At 71.2% G+C, this 20,166-nt stretch carries 17 protein-coding genes and 1 tRNA gene; 7 read left to right on the top strand and 11 right to left on the bottom strand.

Annotated elements, in window-relative coordinates:
* Nucleotides 1–30 precede the first annotated feature (30 nt).
* Nucleotides 31–456, top strand: coding sequence for a hypothetical protein (locus BZZ08_RS12360; protein ID WP_198601440.1), 426 nt, complete (start codon nucleotides 31–33; stop codon nucleotides 454–456).
* Nucleotides 457–822: 366 nt separating this feature from the next.
* Here BZZ08_RS12360 and BZZ08_RS12355 read toward each other — a convergent pair whose 3' ends face one another.
* Entirely contained in the window at nucleotides 823–2,208 is a 1,386-nt protein-coding gene (locus tag BZZ08_RS12355; RefSeq protein ID WP_104632293.1) for a cystathionine beta-synthase, read from the bottom strand.
* A gap of 167 nt (nucleotides 2,209–2,375) precedes the next feature.
* Between BZZ08_RS12355 and BZZ08_RS12350 the strand changes: the two genes are divergently transcribed.
* The 3 genes from BZZ08_RS12350 to BZZ08_RS12340 all read left to right on the top strand — a co-directional run bounded on the left by BZZ08_RS12350 (nucleotide 2,376) and on the right by BZZ08_RS12340 (nucleotide 5,999).
* Nucleotides 2,376–3,398 (top strand): SGNH/GDSL hydrolase family protein, encoded by a 1,023-nt coding sequence (locus tag BZZ08_RS12350; protein WP_104632231.1) that lies wholly within the window; start codon nucleotides 2,376–2,378, stop codon nucleotides 3,396–3,398.
* Between the two features lie 273 nt (nucleotides 3,399–3,671).
* A complete protein-coding gene (locus tag BZZ08_RS12345) occupies nucleotides 3,672–4,892 on the top strand; it encodes an acetyl-CoA C-acetyltransferase (RefSeq protein WP_104632230.1) in 1,221 nt (406 codons plus the stop codon).
* A 297-nt stretch (nucleotides 4,893–5,189) separates the two neighbouring features.
* Nucleotides 5,190–5,999, top strand: a complete 810-nt coding sequence (locus BZZ08_RS12340) for a hypothetical protein (RefSeq protein ID WP_104632229.1) — start codon at nucleotides 5,190–5,192, stop codon at nucleotides 5,997–5,999.
* Between the two features lie 14 nt (nucleotides 6,000–6,013).
* Here the strand turns inward: BZZ08_RS12340 and BZZ08_RS12335 are convergent, their stop codons facing one another.
* Nucleotides 6,014–6,325, bottom strand: coding sequence for a hypothetical protein (locus BZZ08_RS12335; RefSeq protein ID WP_174256326.1), 312 nt, complete (start codon nucleotides 6,323–6,325; stop codon nucleotides 6,014–6,016).
* 103 nt (nucleotides 6,326–6,428) lie between these two features.
* Between BZZ08_RS12335 and BZZ08_RS12330 the strand changes: the two genes are divergently transcribed.
* Nucleotides 6,429–6,659, top strand: coding sequence for a DUF4287 domain-containing protein (locus tag BZZ08_RS12330; protein ID WP_104632228.1), 231 nt, complete (start codon nucleotides 6,429–6,431; stop codon nucleotides 6,657–6,659).
* A gap of 90 nt (nucleotides 6,660–6,749) precedes the next feature.
* Here BZZ08_RS12330 and BZZ08_RS12325 read toward each other — a convergent pair whose 3' ends face one another.
* The 3 genes from BZZ08_RS12325 to BZZ08_RS12315 all read right to left on the bottom strand — a co-directional run bounded on the left by BZZ08_RS12325 (nucleotide 6,750) and on the right by BZZ08_RS12315 (nucleotide 9,309).
* On the bottom strand, nucleotides 6,750–7,673 hold the full coding sequence (locus BZZ08_RS12325) for a Bax inhibitor-1/YccA family protein (RefSeq protein ID WP_104632227.1): 924 nt from the start codon (nucleotides 7,671–7,673) through the stop codon (nucleotides 6,750–6,752).
* A gap of 168 nt (nucleotides 7,674–7,841) precedes the next feature.
* The gene (locus tag BZZ08_RS12320; protein WP_104632226.1) at nucleotides 7,842–9,011 is read right to left on the bottom strand and encodes a 4-hydroxybenzoate 3-monooxygenase; all 1,170 of its coding nucleotides are present in this window, start codon (nucleotides 9,009–9,011) and stop codon (nucleotides 7,842–7,844) included.
* Between the two features lie 214 nt (nucleotides 9,012–9,225).
* Nucleotides 9,226–9,309: transfer RNA gene (locus tag BZZ08_RS12315), tRNA-Leu, on the bottom strand.
* Between the two features lie 498 nt (nucleotides 9,310–9,807).
* On the opposite strand from BZZ08_RS12315, the gene BZZ08_RS12305 reads away from it, so the two are divergent.
* Entirely contained in the window at nucleotides 9,808–10,578 is a 771-nt protein-coding gene (locus BZZ08_RS12305; protein WP_104632225.1) for an ABC transporter ATP-binding protein, read from the top strand.
* Between the two features lie 55 nt (nucleotides 10,579–10,633).
* A complete protein-coding gene (locus tag BZZ08_RS12300) occupies nucleotides 10,634–13,165 on the top strand; it encodes an ABC transporter permease (RefSeq protein WP_104632224.1) in 2,532 nt (843 codons plus the stop codon).
* Nucleotides 13,166–13,234: 69 nt separating this feature from the next.
* Here BZZ08_RS12300 and BZZ08_RS12295 read toward each other — a convergent pair whose 3' ends face one another.
* The 6 genes from BZZ08_RS12295 to eno all read right to left on the bottom strand — a co-directional run bounded on the left by BZZ08_RS12295 (nucleotide 13,235) and on the right by eno (nucleotide 20,070).
* Nucleotides 13,235–14,551: an SAM-dependent methyltransferase gene (locus tag BZZ08_RS12295; protein ID WP_104632223.1), complete on the bottom strand. Its 1,317-nt coding sequence runs from the start codon at nucleotides 14,549–14,551 to the stop codon at nucleotides 13,235–13,237.
* 236 nt (nucleotides 14,552–14,787) lie between these two features.
* Complete coding sequence (locus BZZ08_RS12290) at nucleotides 14,788–16,203, bottom strand: NAD(P)/FAD-dependent oxidoreductase (RefSeq protein WP_104632222.1); 1,416 nt, start codon at nucleotides 16,201–16,203, stop codon at nucleotides 14,788–14,790.
* A 430-nt stretch (nucleotides 16,204–16,633) separates the two neighbouring features.
* Nucleotides 16,634–17,575 carry a Ppx/GppA phosphatase family protein gene (locus BZZ08_RS12285; RefSeq protein WP_104632221.1) on the bottom strand — a complete coding sequence of 314 codons (942 nt, stop codon included), beginning with the start codon at nucleotides 17,573–17,575 and terminating at the stop codon, nucleotides 16,634–16,636.
* Entirely contained in the window at nucleotides 17,572–18,114 is a 543-nt protein-coding gene (locus tag BZZ08_RS12280; protein WP_104632220.1) for a DUF501 domain-containing protein, read from the bottom strand. Before BZZ08_RS12280 ends, BZZ08_RS12285 begins: the two co-directional genes overlap by 4 nt.
* A gap of 76 nt (nucleotides 18,115–18,190) precedes the next feature.
* Nucleotides 18,191–18,676 carry a cell division protein DivIC gene (gene divIC, locus BZZ08_RS12275; protein ID WP_104632219.1) on the bottom strand — a complete coding sequence of 162 codons (486 nt, stop codon included), beginning with the start codon at nucleotides 18,674–18,676 and terminating at the stop codon, nucleotides 18,191–18,193.
* 113 nt (nucleotides 18,677–18,789) lie between these two features.
* Nucleotides 18,790–20,070 (bottom strand): phosphopyruvate hydratase, encoded by a 1,281-nt coding sequence (gene eno / locus BZZ08_RS12270; protein WP_104632292.1) that lies wholly within the window; start codon nucleotides 20,068–20,070, stop codon nucleotides 18,790–18,792.
* Between the last annotated feature and the right edge of the window lie 96 nt (nucleotides 20,071–20,166).

Genomic DNA, 20,166 nt, shown 5'->3' with positions numbered 1-20,166 from the left:
CGGCCGCCTACCTTGAGTGGCATGACGGGAATGGACGCGCGGGACGCCGACCTCAAGAAGGAACTCGACGCCACCCTGCAGACCCGCAGGGAGCTGGGTGAGGAGTACGAGTCCGCGCTGGTCGACTCGTTCCTGGAGAAGGTCGACCAGCGCATCGACGGAGCGGTGGAGCGCCGGGTGCGCCGGCAGCTCGCCGAGCAGCAGATGACGGCCGCCCGGGACAGCCGGTCGCCGGGGCCCACGGACTCCTTCGGCGAGCGCTTCGGCTTCGGCATCGTCTCGCTGGTGCTCGCGGTCCCGCTGTCCGCGATCGGCGGCGGCGTGGCGCACCTGCCGGGGATGCTGGTCGCCTGGGCCGGCATCGTCGGGGTCAACGTGGTCCAGGTCGCCCGCACCAACCCGGACCTGTTCGGACGTCGCCGCCGCAGGGACCGGGACGACGCCTGGGAGGGCTGAGGGCCGCGGAAGGACCGGAGGGGGAAGACTGCGCGGGGACCGCCGCACCCCCATCGCTGGGGGGCGGGACGACGGCGGTCCCCGCGGGGGACGCGCGCTGTGCCGGGCCTCACGGCCGGGGCGGCGCGTCCGTGGCGTCCTTGGAGGTCCGGGAGCCGCTCCGGAAGGTCCGTGACGCCGTTCGGTGTCGGCGGGTCGGGGGAGCCTCCCCCAGTGCTGAACGCCTGGGCGGTGCCCCCGCCTTCCCTGCCGACACCCCGTACTCTGCCGGTCCCGTGTTAAGCGACTGCTGCGCGCACATGACGCGCGCGTACCACTTCCGCGAAGTCCGCGAAGATCACGGACCGGGTCGCGGATCCCCGTGCCCTACTTGCCCTTGGCGAGGAAGGACAGCAGGTCCTGCCGGCTCACCACACCGGTCGGCTTGCCCTCGACGAGGACGATCGCCGCGTCGGCGCCGCCGAGCACCGACATCAGGTCCGCGACGGGCTCGCCGGAGCCGACCTGGGGCAGCGGGGCGGACATGTGCTTCTCCAGCGGGTCCTCCAGCGAGGCACGCTTGGCGAACAGCGCGTCCAGCAGCTCGCGCTCCACGACCGAACCGACGACCTCGGCGGCCATCACGTCCGGGTGGCCGGCGCCGGGCTTGACGATCGGCATCTGCGAGACGCCGTACTCGCGCAGCACCTCGATGGCCTCGCCGACGGTCTCGTCCGGGTGCATGTGGACGAGGGAGGGGATGTGGCCGCCCTCCTTGTGGTTCAGCACCTCGGCGACGCGCGCGCTGGAGCCGGCGTCCTCGAGGAAGCCGTAGTCGGCCATCCACTCGTCGTTGAAGATCTTGCTGAGGTAGCCGCGCCCGCTGTCCGGCAGCAGCACGACCACCACGTCGTCCTCGCCGAGCCGCGCCGCCACCTCCAGGGCCGCGACGACCGCCATGCCGCAGGAGCCGCCCACCAGCAGGCCCTCCTCCTTGGCGAGGCGGCGGGTCATCTGGAAGGAGTCCTTGTCGGAGACGGCGACGATCTCGTCCGCGACCTCGCGGTCGTACGCCGTCGGCCAGAAGTCCTCGCCGACGCCCTCGACCAGGTAGGGGCGCCCGGAGCCGCCGGAGTAGACGGAGCCCTCGGGGTCGGCGCCGATCACCTTCACCGCGCCGTCACTGGCGTCCTTCAGGTACCGGCCGGTGCCGGAGATGGTGCCGCCGGTGCCGACGCCGGTCACGAAGTGGGTGATCTTCCCCTCGGTCTGCTCCCACAGCTCGGGGCCCGTGGAGTGGTAGTGCGAGAGCGGGTTGTTCGGGTTGGAGTACTGGTCCGGCTTCCAGGCGCCCGGCGTCTCGCGGACCAGCCGGTCGGAGACGTTGTAGTACGAGTCGGGGTGCTCGGGGTCGACCGCGGTCGGGCAGACGACGACCTCGGCGCCGTACGCGCGCAGTACGTTGATCTTGTCGGTGGACACCTTGTCGGGGCAGACGAAGATGCACTTGTAGCCCTTCTGCTGGGCCACGATGGCGAGCCCCACGCCCGTGTTGCCGCTGGTCGGCTCGACGATCGTGCCGCCCGGCTGCAGCTCTCCGCTCTTCTCCGCGGCCTCGATCATGCGCAGGGCGATGCGGTCCTTCACCGAGCCGCCCGGGTTGAAGTACTCCACCTTGGCCAGGACGGTGGCCCTGACCCCCTTGGTCACGCTGTTGAGCCGCACCAGCGGGGTGTTGCCGACGAGGCTGATCATCGAGTCGTGGAATTGCACCGTGGTCTCCGGATGCCGCAAATGAGGGGTCGATATCGGTACGGCCAGCCTATGGCCTGCGGGCCCGCGGCTGCCCCGTGACGGTCGTTCACCCTGCGTTGAGATTGGGCGACCGTCCGTACGGGGCAAGGAGTGGGTGTACGGGTTGGAGGAGGTGGCGGCGACGCATGACGAGCATGTCGAGGGCGCGGGTGGCGCGGCGGATCGCGGCCGGCGCGGCGTACGGCGGCGGCGGTATCGGGCTGGCGGGGGCGGCGGCGGTCGGTCTGGTGGTGGCGGAGGTGCAGCTGGCCAGGCGCCGGGTGGGCGTGGGCACGCCGACCCGGGTGCCGAACGCGCAGGGGCTGTACGGCGGCACCCTGCCGACGGCCGGTGATCCCCCGCTGCGGCTGATGATGCTGGGCGACTCCACGGCCGCCGGGCAGGGCGTCCACCGGGCCGGGCAGACGCCGGGCGCGCTGCTGGCGTCGGGGCTCGCGGCGGTGGCGGAGCGGCCGGTGCGGCTGGGGTCGGTCGCGCAGCCGGGGGCGTGCTCGGACGACCTGGACCGGCAGGTGGCGCTGGTGCTCGCGGATCCCGGCCGGGTGCCGGACATCTGCGTGATCATGGTCGGCGCCAACGACGTCACCCATCGGATGCCGCCGACCCGCTCGGTGCGGCACCTGTCCGGGGCGGTACGGCGGCTGCGCACGGCCGGCGCGGAGGTGGTGGTCGGCACCTGTCCGGACCTGGGCACGATCGAGCGGGTGCGGCAACCGCTGCGCTGGCTGGCCCGGCGGGCCTCGCGGCAGCTCGCGGCGGCGCAGACCATCGGCGTCGTCGAGCAGGGCGGGCGCACGGTGTCGCTGGGCGATCTGCTGGGCCCGGAGTTCGCGCAGAACCCGCGTGAGCTGTTCGGCCCCGACAACTACCACCCCTCCGCCGAGGGGTACGCGACCGCCGCGATGGCCGTACTGCCGTCGGTGTGCGCCGCGCTCGGCCTCTGGCCGGCCGAGGAGGAGCACCCGGACGCGCTGCGCCGCGAGGGCTTCCTGCCGGTGGCCAGGGCGGCCGCGGAGGCGGCGTCCGAGGCCGGCACGGAGGTCGCCGCCGCGATGCCCACGGGACCGCGGGGACCCTGGGCGCTACTGAAACGCCGCAGGCGGCGCCGGGTGACGGAGGCGGAACCGACCAGCCCGTCCGGCGTCTGAAACCGAGCCCGCGCCTCGGCTGGCGCAGACGGACCCCACCAGCCCGTCCGGCGCTCGATGACGAGGCCGTCCGGGCCGAAAAGGGGGCCTGGGGGCGCAGCCCCCAGGTACGCCCGCCGCCACCCCCGGCGGAAGAAGCACCGCCCCACCACCGGAGGCAAAAGCAAGCGCTTAGACAGTTGCGGCCCATGTCACACCGCCGCACCCGTGACCCGGGCCATACGGCCGGGTAACTTCCCCAGCAGCCGCCAACCCCTCATCACTGGAGCCGTGATGCCCGAAGCCGTGATCGTCTCTGCCGCCCGTTCCCCCATCGGCCGGGCCTTCAAGGGCTCCCTGAAGGACCTGCGCCCCGACGACCTGGCCGCCACGATCATCCAGGCGGCCCTCGCGAAGGTCCCCGAGCTGGACCCGAGGGACATCGACGACCTGATGCTCGGCTGCGGCCTGCCCGGCGGCGAGCAGGGCAACAACCTCGGCCGGATCGTCGCCGTCGAGATGGGCATGGACCACCTGCCCGGCTGCACCGTCACCCGGTACTGCTCCTCGTCCCTGCAGACCTCCCGCATGGCCCTGCACGCCATCAAGGCCGGTGAGGGCGACGTCTTCGTCTCGGCCGGTGTCGAGATGGTCTCCCGGTTCGCCAAGGGCAACTCCGACAGCCTGCCGGACACCCACAACCCGCTCTTCGCCGAGGCCGAGGCCCGTACCGCCGAGGTCGCCCAGCAGGAGGGCACCACCTGGCACGACCCGCGCGAGGACGGCCTGGTCCCCGACCCGTACATCGCGATGGGCCAGACCGCGGAGAACCTCGCCCGCGCCAAGGGCATCACCCGGCAGGACATGGACGAGTTCGGCGTCCGGTCCCAGAACCTCGCCGAGGAAGCCATCAAGAACGGCTTCTGGGAGCGCGAGATCACCCCGGTGACCCTCCCCGACGGCACCGTCGTCGCCAAGGACGACGGCCCCCGCGCCGGCGTCACCCTGGAGGGCGTCCAGGGCCTCAAGCCCGTCTTCCGCCCCGACGGCCTGGTCACCGCCGGCAACTGCTGCCCGCTCAACGACGGCGCCGCCGCCCTGGTGATCATGAGCGACACCAAGGCCCGCGAGCTGGGCCTGACCCCGCTCGCCCGCATCGTCTCCACCGGCGTCTCGGGCCTGTCCCCGGAGATCATGGGCCTGGGTCCGGTCGAGGCGAGCAAGCAGGCGCTGTCCCGCGCCGGGCTGACCGTCGGCGACATCGACCTGGTCGAGATCAACGAGGCGTTCGCCGCGCAGGTCATCCCCTCCTACCGCGACCTCGGCATCCCGCTGGAGAAGCTGAACGTCAACGGCGGCGCCATCGCCGTCGGCCACCCCTTCGGCATGACCGGCGCCCGCATCACCGGCACGCTGATCAACTCCCTCCAGACGCACGACAAGCAGTTCGGCCTGGAGACCATGTGCGTCGGCGGCGGCCAGGGCATGGCCATGGTCATCGAGCGCCTGAGCTGACCCGCCGCCGAAGAGGCCGCTGAGGGACCGTCAGTAGCACCCGGCGGACCCAGGGTGACGAGACGGTCCGGGACCCTGTTCGCCCCAGGGTTCTGGGCCGTTTTGTGACCCAAACTCCCCCAGGATGTGACCTACCTCTCCCGCCCCCTGGATTTACGCTGGTCAGACCCGTCCCACCCCTCCCTTCCGGGCCCAAAGTCCTGTCCGTTTCGTGACGTTACGCACTGACAGACGGTTAGTCCTCCCTTCAAGCTGATGTAGGAAGTCGGGGGTCGACTTTGAACCGGGAGTACGTCAGTGAGCGCCATGCCGATCGCCCTGCTGCTCACCACGGCCGCCACCGGCGCCGTGGGCGTCGCCGTCCTGCGCAGCATCCTGGTGCTGCGCCGGCAGGTGACCGCCCTGCGCGCCGAGCTGGCCGAGAGCCGGGCCACCGCCGCGCGGGGCCGGGTGCCCGCCGCCCGCACCACCGCCGACGCCGAGGAGATACGCGCCGCCGTCGCCGACGCGCTCGCCGAGGAGCGCGAGCGGGAACTCGCCGAGGCGCGGGCCTTCTGGGCCGCCCAGGAGACCCGGGACGCCTCCGACGCGCCCCTGCTGCTCGGTCTGTCCGACAGTGAGCTGTTCCTGCCCCGGCAGGCGGACCTGGTGGGACTGGAGCCCGTGATCGAGCCGGCCGCGGACACCGACGAGCCGTCCTCGCAGGACGCGGGCCACGCCGGTCCCAGGGAGTCCGCCGAGCTGGCCGCCGCCCGCCGCCGGCACCCCTCCCACCCGGACTTCGTGCCGAACCCGTCCCCGGCCGTGAACGACCACGACCGCACCGTGGCGACCCTGGAGGAGCTGGCCGAGTCGAGCGTCGCGCTGGCCGACGTCCGTCCGGGTCCGCTGGGCACCCTCGACGTGTACGTCTTCGCCGACGGCACCACCCTGTGCATGACCCCGGGGCACCGCGAGACCGCGGAGCGCCTGGCCGCCGCGCTGGGCGCGGGTCAGACGCCGTACCTCCTCGGCGGCTCGGGGATCTCCGGTGCCTACACGCTGACCTTCGCCTGCGGCGAGGAGAACGTCTACATCCTGGCGGACCGCGTCATCGCGTCCCTGTAGTCACGTCGGTCGCGTCAGACCCCGGCCCGTTTGCGGGCCTCCTCCACCAGCGCCGCCGCTTCTTCCACCTGGCCCTCGTCCTCCAGTACGAGGGCCAAGTCGTGTGCGGCGACGGCGATCTGGTCGGCGGCGGCGAACATGCCCGCGTCCGGCATCTCGCGGGGCTCGGCCCCGGGTTCCTCCACCAGCTGGGCGCGCCGGGCCAACTCCCTGGCCAGCTCCAGCGCCTCGGCGGCGGCGCCGCGTTGCAGCCTGCTCTGCGGGGCGGCCCGCAGCCGGTCGGCGAAATCGTCCACGGCACGGGTCAAAGGCGTCGTATCAACCACGGCGCGAGCGTACGCGGCCGTCCGGGACTGTTGCCAACGGGCGAACGCTCAGGCACGGTGACCTGAAGGACCGGCTTACAACCCCTTTCGCCCGGAGGCGCCGATGTCCCAAGTCTTCTCCGAGGAGACCCACCGCAATCTGCTCGCCCGTATCCCCCAGTGCACCGGCCGTGAGATCTCCGACTGGCTGCGCGCCGTCGAGGACGGCCCCGCCCTCTTCCGCTTCGAGGAGAAGGTCAGCTGGCTCCGCCACGAACACAACCTCGCGTACGGCCACGCGAAGGCGCTCGTCCACGAGTACGACCTGAGAAGGGCCGCCCGCAAGCTGCTGTGAGCGGGCGCCGGCCCGCACGACGACGAAGGGCCCCGGGCACGAAGCCCGGGGCCCTTCCTCTGTGCGGTCCTGCTGGACTGCGCGGTCCTGCTAGTCGTTGCTGTTCAAGATCGCGATGAGGCGCAGGAACTCCAGGTAGATCCAGACCAGCGTCAGCGTGAGGCCGAACGCGGCGAACCAGGCCTCCTCGCGCGGGGCGCCGTAGGCGAGCCCGTCCTCGACCTGCTTGAAGTCGAGGGCGAGGAAGCAGGCGCCGAGGATGATGCCGACGATGCCGAAGACGACACCGAGCGCACCGCTGCGGAAGCCGAGGCCGTCGCCGCCGCCGAAGACGGCGAACAGCAGGTTCACCATCATCAGGATGACGAAGCCGAGCGCGGCGGCCATCACGAAGCCGTAGAAGCGCCGGTTGACCCGGATCCAGCCCGCCTTGTAGGCGATCAGCACACCGGCGAAGACCGCCATCGTGCCGATCACGGCCTGCATGGCCGCACCGTCCGCGATGCGGTTGTCGACGACGCTGGAGACGACGCCGAGGAAGACACCCTCGAACGCCGCGTAGAGCAGGATCAGCGCCGGAGTGGGCTTGTGCTTGAAGGACTGGACGAGCGCCAGGACCATGCCGATCAGCGCGGCGCCGATACCGATGCCGTACGAGCGGTTGATGTTGGCGTCGTCCACGGGCAGCAGCGCCCACGCGAGCGCGGCCGTCACCACGAGCACGCCGAGCGTGCTCGCCGTACGGATGACGACATCGTCCATCGTCATCCGGCCGGTGGTGGCGGGCGCCTGCGGCGGCGTGCCGTACTGAAGGTCCTGCTGGGCGTACGGGTTCTGCGCGTACGGGTTGCCGGCGGACGGCTGGGCGTACGGGTTGCCCTGGGCGCCCTGCGCGTACGGGTTGGCCTGCGTGGCGACGGCGGGTCCCCCGGCCTGCGGCGCGGCGTTGAAGCCCGCGTAGCCGTTGTCGCGGCTGAACCCCCGTCGCGAGAAGACCGGGTTTCTGCTCCTCATTTCACTCCTCCATGGCCACACGGCGCAGCCTTGGCTCAAGAGTAATAGAACGGCAAAGGAATGACCCTACTGCTTGGGGAGGATCTTTCCCTCGCCTTGCGACTCAACACGCTACGCCGATCAGTGATTCCCCTCACGGCCGGGGCCCCGTGGGGTGCCGGGCGGTGCTCACCCGATCGGGAACCCCGTGTACGCCTCGGCCAGGTCGGTCTCGGCGGCGCGGGAGGAGGCGATCCGGTCCAGGCGGGCCAGCTGGAGCCGGTCCTCGAAGGGCGTGGCGCCCGGGGCGGCGTGCAGCAGCGTCGTCATGTCGTACGAGAACCGCTCGGCCTGCCAGACGCGGCGCAGGCAGGTCGCGGAGTAGGCGTCGAGCAGCGCGTCGGAGCCGGTCGCGGTGCGGTGGGCCAGCGCCCGCGCGAAGGTGACCACGTCGCCGACGGCGAGGTTGAGGCCCTTGGCGCCGGTGGGCGGCACGATGTGCGCGGCGTCGCCGGCCAGGAAGAGGCGGCCGTGCCGCATGGGCTCGTGGACGTAGGAGCGCATCGGCGTGACCGACTTCTGGGTGATGGGGCCCCGCCTCAGGCTCCAGTCGTCGTCGGTCTCGAAGCGGCGCTCCAGCTCGTCCCAGATCTCCTCGTCGCTCCAGCTGTCGGCGTCCGTGTCCGCGGGGACCTGGAGGTAGAGGCGGGAGACGGACGGGGAGCGCATGGACAGCAGGGCGAAGCCCCGCTCGTGGCGGGCGTAGACCAGCTCGTCGTGCGAGGGGGCGACGTCGGCGAGGATGCCGAGCCAGCCGAAGGGGTACGTCCGTTCGAAGGTCCGCCCGTCAAGGACGGCGGCCCGGGCGATTCCCCAGTAGCCGTCGCAGCCGACGACGTAATCGCACTCCAGGACGTCCGCGGCGCCCTGGTGGCGGAAGCGGACGCGCGGCCGGTCCGTCCCGGCGTCTTCCACCGCCAGCGCCTCCGCCTCGAACAGCAGCGGGCCGCCCTCCTTGAGCTGGAGGGCGATGAGGTCCTTGCAGACCTCGGTCTGGGCGTAGACCATGACGGACCTGCCGCCGGTGAGCGCGGGGAAGTCGACGCGGTGGCGGCGCCGGGCGAACCGCAGCTCGATGCCGTCGTGGCGCAGCCCCTCGCGGTCCATCCGCTCACCTGCCCCCGCCTCGCGCAGCACGTCCACCGTGCCCTGCTCCAGGATCCCGGCGCGCTGCCTGCGCTCGACGTAGGCACGGTCGCGGCTCTCCAGGACGACCGAGTCGATCCCGGCGTTGTGGAGCAGCCGGGCGAGCAGCAGCCCGGCGGGGCCTGCCCCGATGATGCCGACGGTGGTGCGCATCGGTCGTTCCCTTCGATCGGCGTCGTTGCCTTGCTCGAACCAGCGCGTTCGCATGGTGAAATTTCCTTCACCAGTACGCGATGAGTTTCCAGTCCGCCGCACACCGCTGTCAACGGTCGGCGGGAGGGATACGGGAGGGATGCGGGAGGAACATGAGAGGAGAGATCGACGCCCGAACGGCCGGCGGCCCGCACAGGGCGGCGATCGATGGTTGTGCCCGGAGCCGGACTTGAACCGGCACGCCCTCGAAGGGGCAGCGAGGTTTAAGCTCGCCGTGTCTGCATTCCACCATCCGGGCAGGCCATGGGCTCCGCGTAGCGCGCCACGAGCCTATCGGGACGCACCTCCCGGACCTTGGGCGGGACGACCGATGTTGTCTTATTTTATTGATGCCTGAGGGTCCATCAGATACCGGGTCAGGCCATCAGCACATGCCAACAGCCTTGCGTGCGACGCTCCGCGCCGTGTGCGGAATGACGGGATTTCACCGTCACGACAAGGGCGCCCGCCCCGTTCTCGCGCCGCCCCCGCACCACCCCGCTCCCCGGGCGGGACGGCGCGTGCCGTCGGGGTCGGCCGTCATCCGCAGGTATGACACCGGCCCGCCCAGTCCGACCGAAGTCGCCCCCCGGAACCGGAACAGCGGCTGACTACAAGGCGCCGTACGGCCGGGACGATGGACGAAGTCCCCGAGCACACACCGTGCCGACCGCACAGACCGTGCCCTCGCACACACCGTGCCCACCGCACACACCGTGCCCACCGCACACGCCGTACCGACAGGAGCGCCCTTCCCGTGACCACCGCACCCATCGCCGACCGGTCCACCCTCGTGGCCGCGCGCGCCACGGAGCTTTCCAAGATCTACGGCCAGGGCGAGACCCAGGTGGTCGCCCTGGACCGCGTCTCCATCGACTTCCGGCAGGCCGAGCTCACCGCGATCATGGGCCCCTCCGGCTCCGGCAAGTCCACGCTGATGCACTGCGTCGCGGGCCTGGACACCTTCTCGTCCGGCTCGGTGTGCATCGGCGAGACCGAGCTGGGCTCGCTCAAGGACAAGCAGCTGACCAAGCTGCGCCGGGACAAGATCGGCTTCATCTTCCAGGCGTTCAACCTGCTGCCGACGCTCACCGCGCTGGAGAACATCACCCTCCCGATGGACATCGCGGGCCGCAAGCCCGACAAGCAGTGGCTGGACTCCGTGATCCAGATGGTCGGACTGTCCGGACGCCTCGGGCACCGGCCGGCCCAGCTCTCCGGCGGGCAGCAGCAGCGCGTCGCCGTGGCGCGGGCGCTGGCCTCCCGGCCGGAGATCATCTTCGGTGACGAGCCGACCGGCAACCTCGACTCCCGTTCCGGCGCCGAGGTGCTGGGCTTCCTGCGCAACTCGGTGCGGGAGCTGGGCCAGACCGTGGTGATGGTGACCCACGACCCGGTGGCCGCCTCCTACGCGGACCGGGTGGTCTTCCTCGCGGACGGACGCATCGTCGACGAGGTGTACGGGCCGACGGCCGACTCGGTGCTGGACCGCATGAAGCGGTTCGACGCCAAGGGCCGCACCAGCTGACGTCCCCCGTCCGCTCCCCCACCCCGTACCCCGTACGTCTGGACAGAGAAGACCCATGTTCCGTACCGCCTTGCGCAATGTCTTCGCGCACAAGGCCAGGCTGTTGATGACCGTGCTCGCCGTGATGCTCGGCGTGGCGTTCGTCTCGGGCACCCTGGTCTTCGCCGACACCCTCTCCAACGCCTTCCGCAACCAGTCGGCGAAGAGCTACGACGACGTCGCCGTCGCCGTCACCTCGTACGCCGACCCGGACAACCCCAAGGAGGAGCCCGGCCTCTCCGGCGAGGTCCTCGACCGGATCTCCGCCGTGGACGGCGTCGCCGGGGTGTACGGCCGCGTCGAGGGCTTCGCCGGCGTCGCCGACCCCGACGGGAAGCTGATCGGCGTCGGCTGGTCCAACAAGGGCTCCAACTTCGCCCCCGGCAAGGACGGCAAGGACACCGCCTATACGTTCACCGACGGCTCGGGCCCGGTGAAGGACGACCAGATCGCCCTGGACGAGGAGTCCGCCGCCAAGGGCGAGTACAAGGTCGGCGACCGGGTGCGCGTCGCGACCAACGGCCCGGTGAAGGAGTACACCCTCAGCGGTGTGTTCACCACCGAGGACGGCGCCGTCAACGCCGGCGGCAGCCTCGTCCTCTTCGACACCGCCGTCGCCCAGAAGCAGTACCTCGAACCGGGCTACTTCGAGGACGCCACCGTCACCGCGGCCCCCGGCGCCGACGACGCCAAGGTCCTGGCCGCGGTCGAGCCGCTGCTGCCGGACACCGCCGAGGCCCAGACCGGCCAGGCGCTCGCCGACGAGCAGGCCGACCAGATCGAGCAGGGCCTGGGCAACCTCAAGCAGGTCCTGCTCGGCTTCGCGGGCATCGCGCTGTTCGTCGGCATCTTCCTGATCTCCAACACCTTCACGATGCTGGTCGCCCAGCGCACCAAGGAGATCGCCCTGATGCGCGCCGTCGGCGCGTCCCGCAGGCAGGTCACCCGCTCGGTGCTCGCCGAGGCCGCGCTGGTGGGTCTGGTGGCCTCGGCCGTCGGCTTCGCCCTCGGCGTCGGTCTGGCCGTCGGACTGCGCTCCGGCATGGCCGCGGCCGACATGAAGATGCCGGACGGCCCGCTGGTGCTGTCCGCCACGCCGGTGCTCGCGGCGTTCGCGGTGGGCGTGCTGATCACGGTGTTCGCCGCCTGGCTGCCCGGCCGCCGGGCCGCGAAGATCCCGCCGGTGGCGGCCATGAACAGCGTCCACGCGGTGGCCACCACCAAGTCACTGGTGCTGCGCAACTCCATCGGTGCGGCCGTCACCGCCCTCGGTGCGGCGGGGATCGTGGCGGGCGCCTCGACCGGCGGCGACAACGGCCGGATGTACATCGGCGCGGGCGCGTTCCTCGCCCTGATCGGCGTGATCATCCTCATCCCGCTGCTGTCCCGGCCGGTGATCGCACTCGTCCGTCCGCTGCTCGTCGGGCCCTTCGGGGTGGCGGGCAAGCTGGCCGGCCAGAACGCGGTCCGCAACCCGCGCCGCACCGGCGCCACCGCCTCGGCGCTGGCGATCGGGCTGACGCTGGTGACCGGCCTGTCGGTGCTCGGCGTCACGGTCGGCACCGCCATCGACAAGATGACCACGGACAACATCAAGGCCGACTACATGGTCTCCATGGCCAATGGGGGCGGCCTCGACCAGTCCGCGTTGACGGCTCTGGAGAAGGCCGACGGCGTGTCCGCGGTGTCTCCGCAGCAGGACGCCTACTTCCGGGTCGACGGCGACTTCGTGTCCGCTTCGGCGGTCACGCCGGGCGACATCGAGAAGGTCCTGACCGTCGACGTCGTCAGCGGCGACGCGGGCTCGCTCGCCCAGGGCCGGATCGCGGTCGCCGAGAAGACGGCCGAGAACAGGGGCTGGAAGCCCGGCGACACCGTCCCCGTCACCTTCGACGACGACCGGAAGGCCACGCTGACGGTCGGCGCCGTCTACAAGGACAGCGAGTTCCTCTCCCCCGTCCTCGTCGACCGGAAGGTCATGGACCGGCACGAGGCGAAGCCGTCCATCCAGCAGATCTTCGTGAAGGTCGACGGCGGCCAGTCCGCGGCGAACGAGAAGGTCATCGTCGACGCGCTCGGCGACAACCCCGCGATCACCGTGATGGACCGGCAGGACATCCGCGACGAGTTCGGCGGCGCCATCAACACCCTGCTGAACGTCATGTACGGACTGCTGGCGATGGCGCTGATCATCGCGGTCCTCGGCGTCGTCAACACCCTCGCGATGTCCGTCTTCGAACGGCAGCAGGAGATCGGCATGCTGCGCGCGATCGGTCTGGACCGGCGCCGGGTGAAGCGGATGGTCCGGCTGGAGGCGGTCGTCATCTCGGTGTTCGGCGCGGTGGTCGGCATCGGTCTCGGCACGTTCCTCGGCTGGGCGATCGGCGAGACCGTCGCCGAGGAGATCCCGGGGTACGCGCTGGTCCTGCCCTGGGACCGGATCGGGATCTTCGTGGTGCTGGCCGGACTGGTGGGCGTCCTGGCCGCCATGTGGCCGGCCCGCAACGCCGCCCGGCTGAACATGCTGAACGCGATCAAGGCCGAGTGACCTCGCCCCGACACGACCCGAAGGGCCGGACCCCCGCGCGGGGGTCCGGCCCTTCGGGTCGTGTGCGGATCAGACTCGGCCGGGCGCGCCCCACACGCGGGCCCGCAGCGGCATCCCGGAGGCGCCCGACTCGGGCGTCTTCACGGCGAGGACCTGGTTGACGCCGATGCGGTTGCGCTCGAAGGCGAGGGCGGAGGCGGCCATGTACAGCTGCCAGACCCGGGCCCGGCCCGGACTGACGAGCCGGGTGGCCGTCGCCCAGTCGGACTCCAGGTTGGCTACCCACCGGCGCAGCGTGAGCGCGTAGTGCTCGCGGATCGACTCCACGTCGCGGACCTCGAACCCGGCACGCTCCAACTGGGTGACAGTGGTGCCGACGGGGGCCAGTTCGCCGTCGGGGAAGACGTAGGCGTCGATGAACTCGTCGACGCTGTAGGCGGACTCGTCCCGCTGGGGGCGGCGGGCGATCTGGTGGTTCAGCAGCCGGCCGCCGGACTTGAGGAGCTTGTGCAGGTCGCTGGCGTACTCCAGGTAGCGCTCGGCGCCGACGTGCTCGGCCATGCCGATGGAGGAGATCGCGTCGTACGGCCCGTCCGCGACGTCCCGGTAGTCCTGGACGCGGATCTCCACCCGGTCGGTGAGCCCCTCGTCGGCGACGCGCTTGCGGGCGTAGGCGGCCTGCTCCTGGGACAGGGTCACGCCGACGACGCTCACACCGTGCTCGCGGGCCGCGTGGATCGCCATGGAGCCCCAGCCGCAGCCGACGTCGAGGAGCCGCTGACCGGGTCTCAGGTCCAGCTTGCGGCTGACCAGTTCGAGCTTGTCGCGCTGGGCGTCCTCCAGGGTGCCGCCCTCGTCGGGCGGGGCGGGCCAGTAGGCGCAGGAGTACACCATGGAGGGGCCGAGGACGAGTTCGTAGAAGTCGTTGCCGACGTCGTAGTGGTGGCTGATGGCCCGCTTGTCGCTGCGCTTGGTGTGCAGGTGGCCGCGGGCCCGGCGGATCTCCTCCGGCGGCGGGGCGGGCGGCAGCGGCGGGCCGGCGAGCTTCACCAGGCCGCGTACGGCGGCCCGGACCTCGGGGTCGCGCAGCGCCTCGACCAGACCGCGGGCGTCCTCGCCCCGCTCCCAGATGAGGCCGGACATCAGACCGAGGGCGGTGTAGAGGTCTCCGTCGATGCCGATGTCGCCGGCCACCCAGGCGCGGGCCAGGCCCAGTTCACCGGGTTTGAACAGCAGGCGGCGCAGGGCCCTGCGGTTGCGGACGACGAGGGTCGGCGCGCCCGGCGGACCCGCCTGCGAACCGTCCCAGGCGCGGATGCGCACCGGAAGAGGTGCTCCCAGCAACTGTTCGAAGAGGTTCTGCAGCCGCAGCGCGGCGTCAGCCATGGCGTCCTCCGTGACGAGCGATCCCGGAATGTCCAACACCACGTAAACACCTGGGAGGCCGCCGTACAGTCCCCGGCGCGCGTTACGACTCGGCAAAATAGCTGTACACACCAACGGCTTTGTCGCCCGGGCGGCGCAGCACGCGCACAGCACGAAGGGGCCGCCCGCACCACGGATGGCGGACGGCCCCTTCGAGGGGTACTGCTGAGGACTGCTACGGCTGGGAGCGACCGGGGTCAGGAGGCCTTGGCCTCGGTCTTCTCCTGCTTCGCGGCCTGCTCGCCCTGGTCGGCTGCCTTCGGCGCGACGGGCTTCGGGGCCGGCTTGGCGGCCTCGTAGAACTCCTCGCGCGGGGTCTCCATCGCGCCGAGGGAGACGACCTCGCGCTTGAGGAACATGCCGAGCGTCCAGTCCGCGAAGACGCGGATCTTGCGGTTGAAGGTCGGCATCGCCATGCCGTGGTAGCCGCGGTGCATGTACCAGGCGAGACGGCCCTTGAGCTTGATCTTCATCTTGCCCATGACGATCATCGCGACGCCCTTGTGCAGGCCGAGGCCCGCCACCGCGCCCTTGTTGGCGTGGCTGTACTCCTTCTGCGGGAAGCCCCGCATACCGGAGATCACGTTGTCGCCGAGGACCTTGGCCTGGCGCAGCGCGTGCTGGGCGTTCGGCGGGCACCAGGCGTTCTCGTTGCCCGCCTTGCGGCCGACGAGGTCCGGCACCTGGGCGTTGTCGCCCGCGGCCCAGATGTAGTCGGTGCCCTGGACCTGGAGGGTCGCCTGGGTGTCGACGTGGCCGCGGGGGCCGAGCGGCAGGCCGAAGCGGGCCAGCGCCGGGTTGGGCTTGACGCCGGCCGTCCACACGATGGTGTTGGAGTCGACCTCCAGCCCGTTCTTGAGCACCACGTGGCCGTCGACGCAGGAGTCCATGGAGGTGGACAGGTAGACCTCGACGCCGCGGCCCTCGAGGTGCTCCTTGCCGTACTGGCCGAGCTTGGGACCGACCTCGGGGAGGATCTTGTCGGCGGCGTCCACGAGGATGAAGCGCATGTCCTCGCGGGAGACGTTGTTGTAGTACTTGGCCGCGTCGCGGGCCATGTCCTCGACCTCACCGATGGTCTCCGCGCCGGCGAAGCCGCCGCCGACGAAGACGAAGGTGAGCGCCTTGCGGCGGATCTCCTCGTCGGTGGTGGAGTCGGCCTTGTCGAGCTGCTCCAGGACGTGGTTGCGCAGGCCGATGGACTCCTCGATGCCCTTCATGCCGATGCCCTGCTCGGCGAGGCCGGGGATCGGGAAGGTGCGGGAGACCGCGCCCATGGCGATGACCAGGTAGTCGAACGGCAGCTCGTACGCCTCGCCCACCAGGGGGGCGATCGTGGCGACCTTGCGGTCCTGGTCGATGGTGGTGACCCGACCGGTGAGGACCTCCGCCTTCGGAAGCACGCGCCGCAGGGGGACGACGACGTGCCGCGGGGAGATGCTGCCGGCGGCGGCTTCGGGGAGGAAGGGCTGGTAGGTCATGTACGACCGCGGGTCGACGACGGTGACGGTCGCCTCGCCGTAACGCATCTTCTTCTGGATGCGTCGAGCTGCGTACAGGCCTACGTACCCACCGCCTACTACGAGGATCCTGGGACGCTCCGTGGTGCTCATGCCATCGAGTATCCACCCGACTGAGGGGGGTGGATCGTGCGCCCCTTCACAAGGTTGGGTGGAGGCTGTGCTACCATCCGCCGCCCACGTGACGGAGATCATGGCGGACGAAGGAACCAGCGTGTAGTGCACCCCGTTGTCAATGCCGCGTGAGCTGCGCCTCCGCGTCGCCGGGACGGTGGACCACCCTTCCGTGAGGACTCCGCGGGACCCCTTCGCGACACCGACCTGAACACGTTCAAAGGGCAGTTGACACCCCAAAAGGGTCAGCGCGCGCGCTTTCGTCGTCCGACGGGGGCCAATTCCTTGTGAAGAACTTCACGAACTTTCCCGACGGCACGTCACGGAGGGGCCCCGGGAGGCCCCCGAGACCCGCTCAATCGTTGTCCGTGCTGCTCAGACCGCTACCGCGCCGCCCCCCGCGAACGCCCTACGCGATCGACCACGCGATGCCGTCGAGGATGTCGTGCTCACTCACGACGACCTCCTCCGCACCCGTCCGCTCCATGATCGCCAGCAGCACCAGGGACCCGGCCGCGATCACGTCGACCCGGCCCGGATGCATGGAGGGGACCGCCGCGCGCTCGGCGTGGGTGGAGCGCAGCAGCCAGTCGGTGATCTCCCGGACCCGGTCGCGGGAGACGCGGGAGTGGTGGATGGCGGCCGAGTCGTACTCGGGCAGCTCCTGAGCGATCGCGGACACCGTCGTCACGGAACCCGCCAGACCCACCAGCGTGCGCGCCTCGCGCAGCGGAACGGACCGCTCGGCGAGGTCCAGGGCCGCCTCGACGTCGGCCCGTACGGCCGCGATCTGGTCCTCGGACGGCGGGTCGGTCACCGCGCCGTCGCGCACCAGGTGCCGCTCGGTCATCCGGACGCAGCCCACGTCCACGGAGCGGGCGGCGCGCACGTGGTCGTCGCCGACGACGAACTCGGTGGAGCCGCCGCCGATGTCGACGACCAGGTAGGGCCTGTCGAGGTCGGCGCGGCCGGTCAGCTCCTTCGTCGCCCCGGTGAAGGAGAACTCGGCCTCCTGGTCGCCCGAGATCACCTCGGGCTCCACGCCCAGGATGTCCAGCACCCCGCGCACGAAGTCGTCCCGGTTCTCCGCGTCGCGGGAGGCGGAGGTCGCGACGAAGCGCAGCCGCTCGGCGCCGTGCGCCTTGACGACCTCGGCGTACTCCCGGCAGGCGGCGAAGGTCCGCTCCAGCGCCTCGGGCGCCAGCCGCCCGGTGCGGTCGACGTCCTGGCCGAGCCGCACGATGGTCATACGGCGGTCCAGGTCCGTCAGCTCGCCCGTCTCGGGGTCCGCGTCGGCCACCAGCAGCCGGATGGAGTTGGTACCGCAGTCGACGGCGGCGACCCGGGTCACTGGGCGTCCTCCTGGCCGGTCCGGTCGGTGGGCGTCACGCAGGGGCCCTTGCGCCACCACTCGGGCAGCATCGCGATCGCCTCGTCGCCCAGCGGGTTGACGCCGGGACCGGCGGCCAGCGAGTGGGCGACCAGCACGTGCAGGCACTTCACCCGGTCCGGCATGCCGCCCGCGCTCGGGAAGCCGGTCAGCTCCTCGATCTCGTCGCGGCGCCGGACGTAGTCCTCGTGCGCGGCGCGGTAGGCGGCGGCCAGCTCCGGGTCGGTGCCCAGGCGCTCGGTCATCTCCTTCATCACGCCGTTCGCCTCCAGCGTGCCGATGGCGGAGGCCGCCTTCGGGCACGTCAGGTAGTACAGCGTGGGGAAGGGCGTGCCGTCGGGCAGCCGCGGCGCCGTCTCCACGACGTCCGGCTGACCGCACGGGCAGCGGTGCGCGATGGCGCGCAGGCCGCGCGGGGGGCGTCCGAGCTGCTGCTTGAAGGCCGCCACGTCCGCGTCGGTCGGCTCGGTGCGCGGGGTGGTCGGCGGGGGAGTCTGCATGACTGTCTTCTGCTGGTCTTCCTGTTGAGTCACTGCCGGAGCGGTCGGCGCGGTCAGTGCGGTCGGCGCGGTCGGTTCACTGCCGGCGGGCGGCGGCGGCGTCGGCCTTGTCGACCCCGTCCCACACGTTCCGGTACCAGGGGCGGTCGGCGGCGCCGGCCTCGGCGCGGGTCTGCTCGGCCGCCTTCGGATCGACGACCACGAACCCCGTCTCCCCCGGCATCACATAGTGCAGCCGCAGCCGGACCTGCTGCTCGGCGTAGGCGTCGTCCTGCCAGCGTGCCTTGAGATCGCGCAGGTCCTCGACCCGCTGCCGGGTCTCCCGCTGCTCCCGCTGGAGATCGGCGATCTCGGCGCGCTGGGCGACGTACTGCCGGATCGGGTAGGCGAGCGCCACGACGAGCGAGCAGAGCACCATCGCGAGCAGCGCGGCCCGGCCGGTCAGCCGGGAGCGCCGGGCCTGGCGCCTGGTCTGCGAGCGGTAGACCCGGGCCGCGGTCTGCTCCCCGATGATCCGGATCCTGGTCGCGGTGGAGAAACGGTCCCGGTCCTTCACCGCCATGTCGCCCCGCCTCAGCCTTCGTGCGTCGTCCGTCATACGTGCGTACGTCCCCGCACACGGTACGGGACCGAGTACGGGGACGTACGTACGACGCTGCCTCTTGCGGGCGGGGGTCAGCCCTTGAAGCGGGGGAAGGCGCTGCGGCCGGCGTACACCGCGGCGTCGTCGAGGATCTCCTCGATGCGCAGCAGCTGGTTGTACTTGGCCACGCGCTCGGAGCGGGCCGGGGCGCCGGTCTTGATCTGGCCGCAGTTGGTGGCGACGGCCAGGTCGGCGATGGTGACGTCCTCGGTCTCGCCGGAGCGGTGGGACATCATGCACTTGAAGCCGTTGCGCTGGGCCAGCTCGACGGCGTCCAGGGTCTCGGTCAGCGAACCGATCTGGTTGACCTTGACCAGCAGGGCGTTGGCCGAGTTCTCCTCGATGCCGCGGGCCAGGCGCTCCGGGTTGGTGACGAACAGGTCGTCACCGACCAGCTGCACCTTGTCGCCGAGCTTGGCGGTGATGGTCTTCCAGCCGTCCCAGTCGTCCTCGAACAGCGGGTCCTCGATGGAGACCAGCGGGTACGCGTCGACCAGCTCGGCGTAGTACTCGGTCATCTCGGCGGCGGTGCGCTCCTTGCCCTCGAAGGAGTAGGAGCCGTCCTTGTAGAACTCGGACGCGGCGACGTCGAGCGCGAGGGCGATCTGCTCGCCGGGGGTGTAGCCGGCCTCCTTGATCGCCTCGAGGATGAGGTCGAGGGCCTCGCGGTTGGAGCCGAGGTTCGGGGCGAAGCCGCCCTCGTCGCCCAGGCCGGTGGCCAGGCCCTTGTTCTTCAGGACCTTCTTGAGCGTGTGGTAGACCTCGGCGCCCCAGCGCAGCGCCTCGGAGAAGGACTCCGCGCCGATCGGGGCGATCATGAACTCCTGGATGTCCACGTTGGAGTCGGCGTGCGAGCCGCCGTTCAGGATGTTCATCATCGGCACCGGCAGCAGGTGCGCGTTCGGACCGCCCAGGTAGCGGAAGAGCGGCAGGTCGCTGGCCTCGGAGGCGGCGTGGGCGACGGCGAGGGAGACGCCGAGGATGGCGTTGGCGCCGAGCGAGCCCTTGTTGTCGGTGGCGTCCAGGTCGAACATGGCCTGGTCGATCAGGCGCTGCTCGGTGGCGTCGTAGCCCACCAGCTCCGGGCCGATCTGCTCGATGACGGCCAGCACGGCCTTCTCGACGCCCTTGCCGAGGTAACGGCTCTGGTCGCCGTCACGGAGTTCGATGGCCTCGAAGGCACCGGTGGAGGCACCGGACGGAACGGCGGCACGACCCGTGCTGCCGTCGTCGAGGCCGACCTCGACCTCGACCGTGGGGTTGCCTCGGGAGTCCAGGATTTCCCGGGCTACGACGACGTCGATGGACGGCACGAGCATCTCCTTCTTCAATGTGACGCTTCGGTGTGACGCGCGGGTCCCGCAGGACCGCGGCGGCTCTGCGGGACCGAGCCTAACCGGCTCCGGGCG

Source organism: Streptomyces sp. MH60 (genome assembly GCF_002939385.1).
Taxonomy (GTDB): domain Bacteria; phylum Actinomycetota; class Actinomycetes; order Streptomycetales; family Streptomycetaceae; genus Streptomyces.
This window is presented reverse-complemented; position numbering and strand designations above follow the sequence as displayed.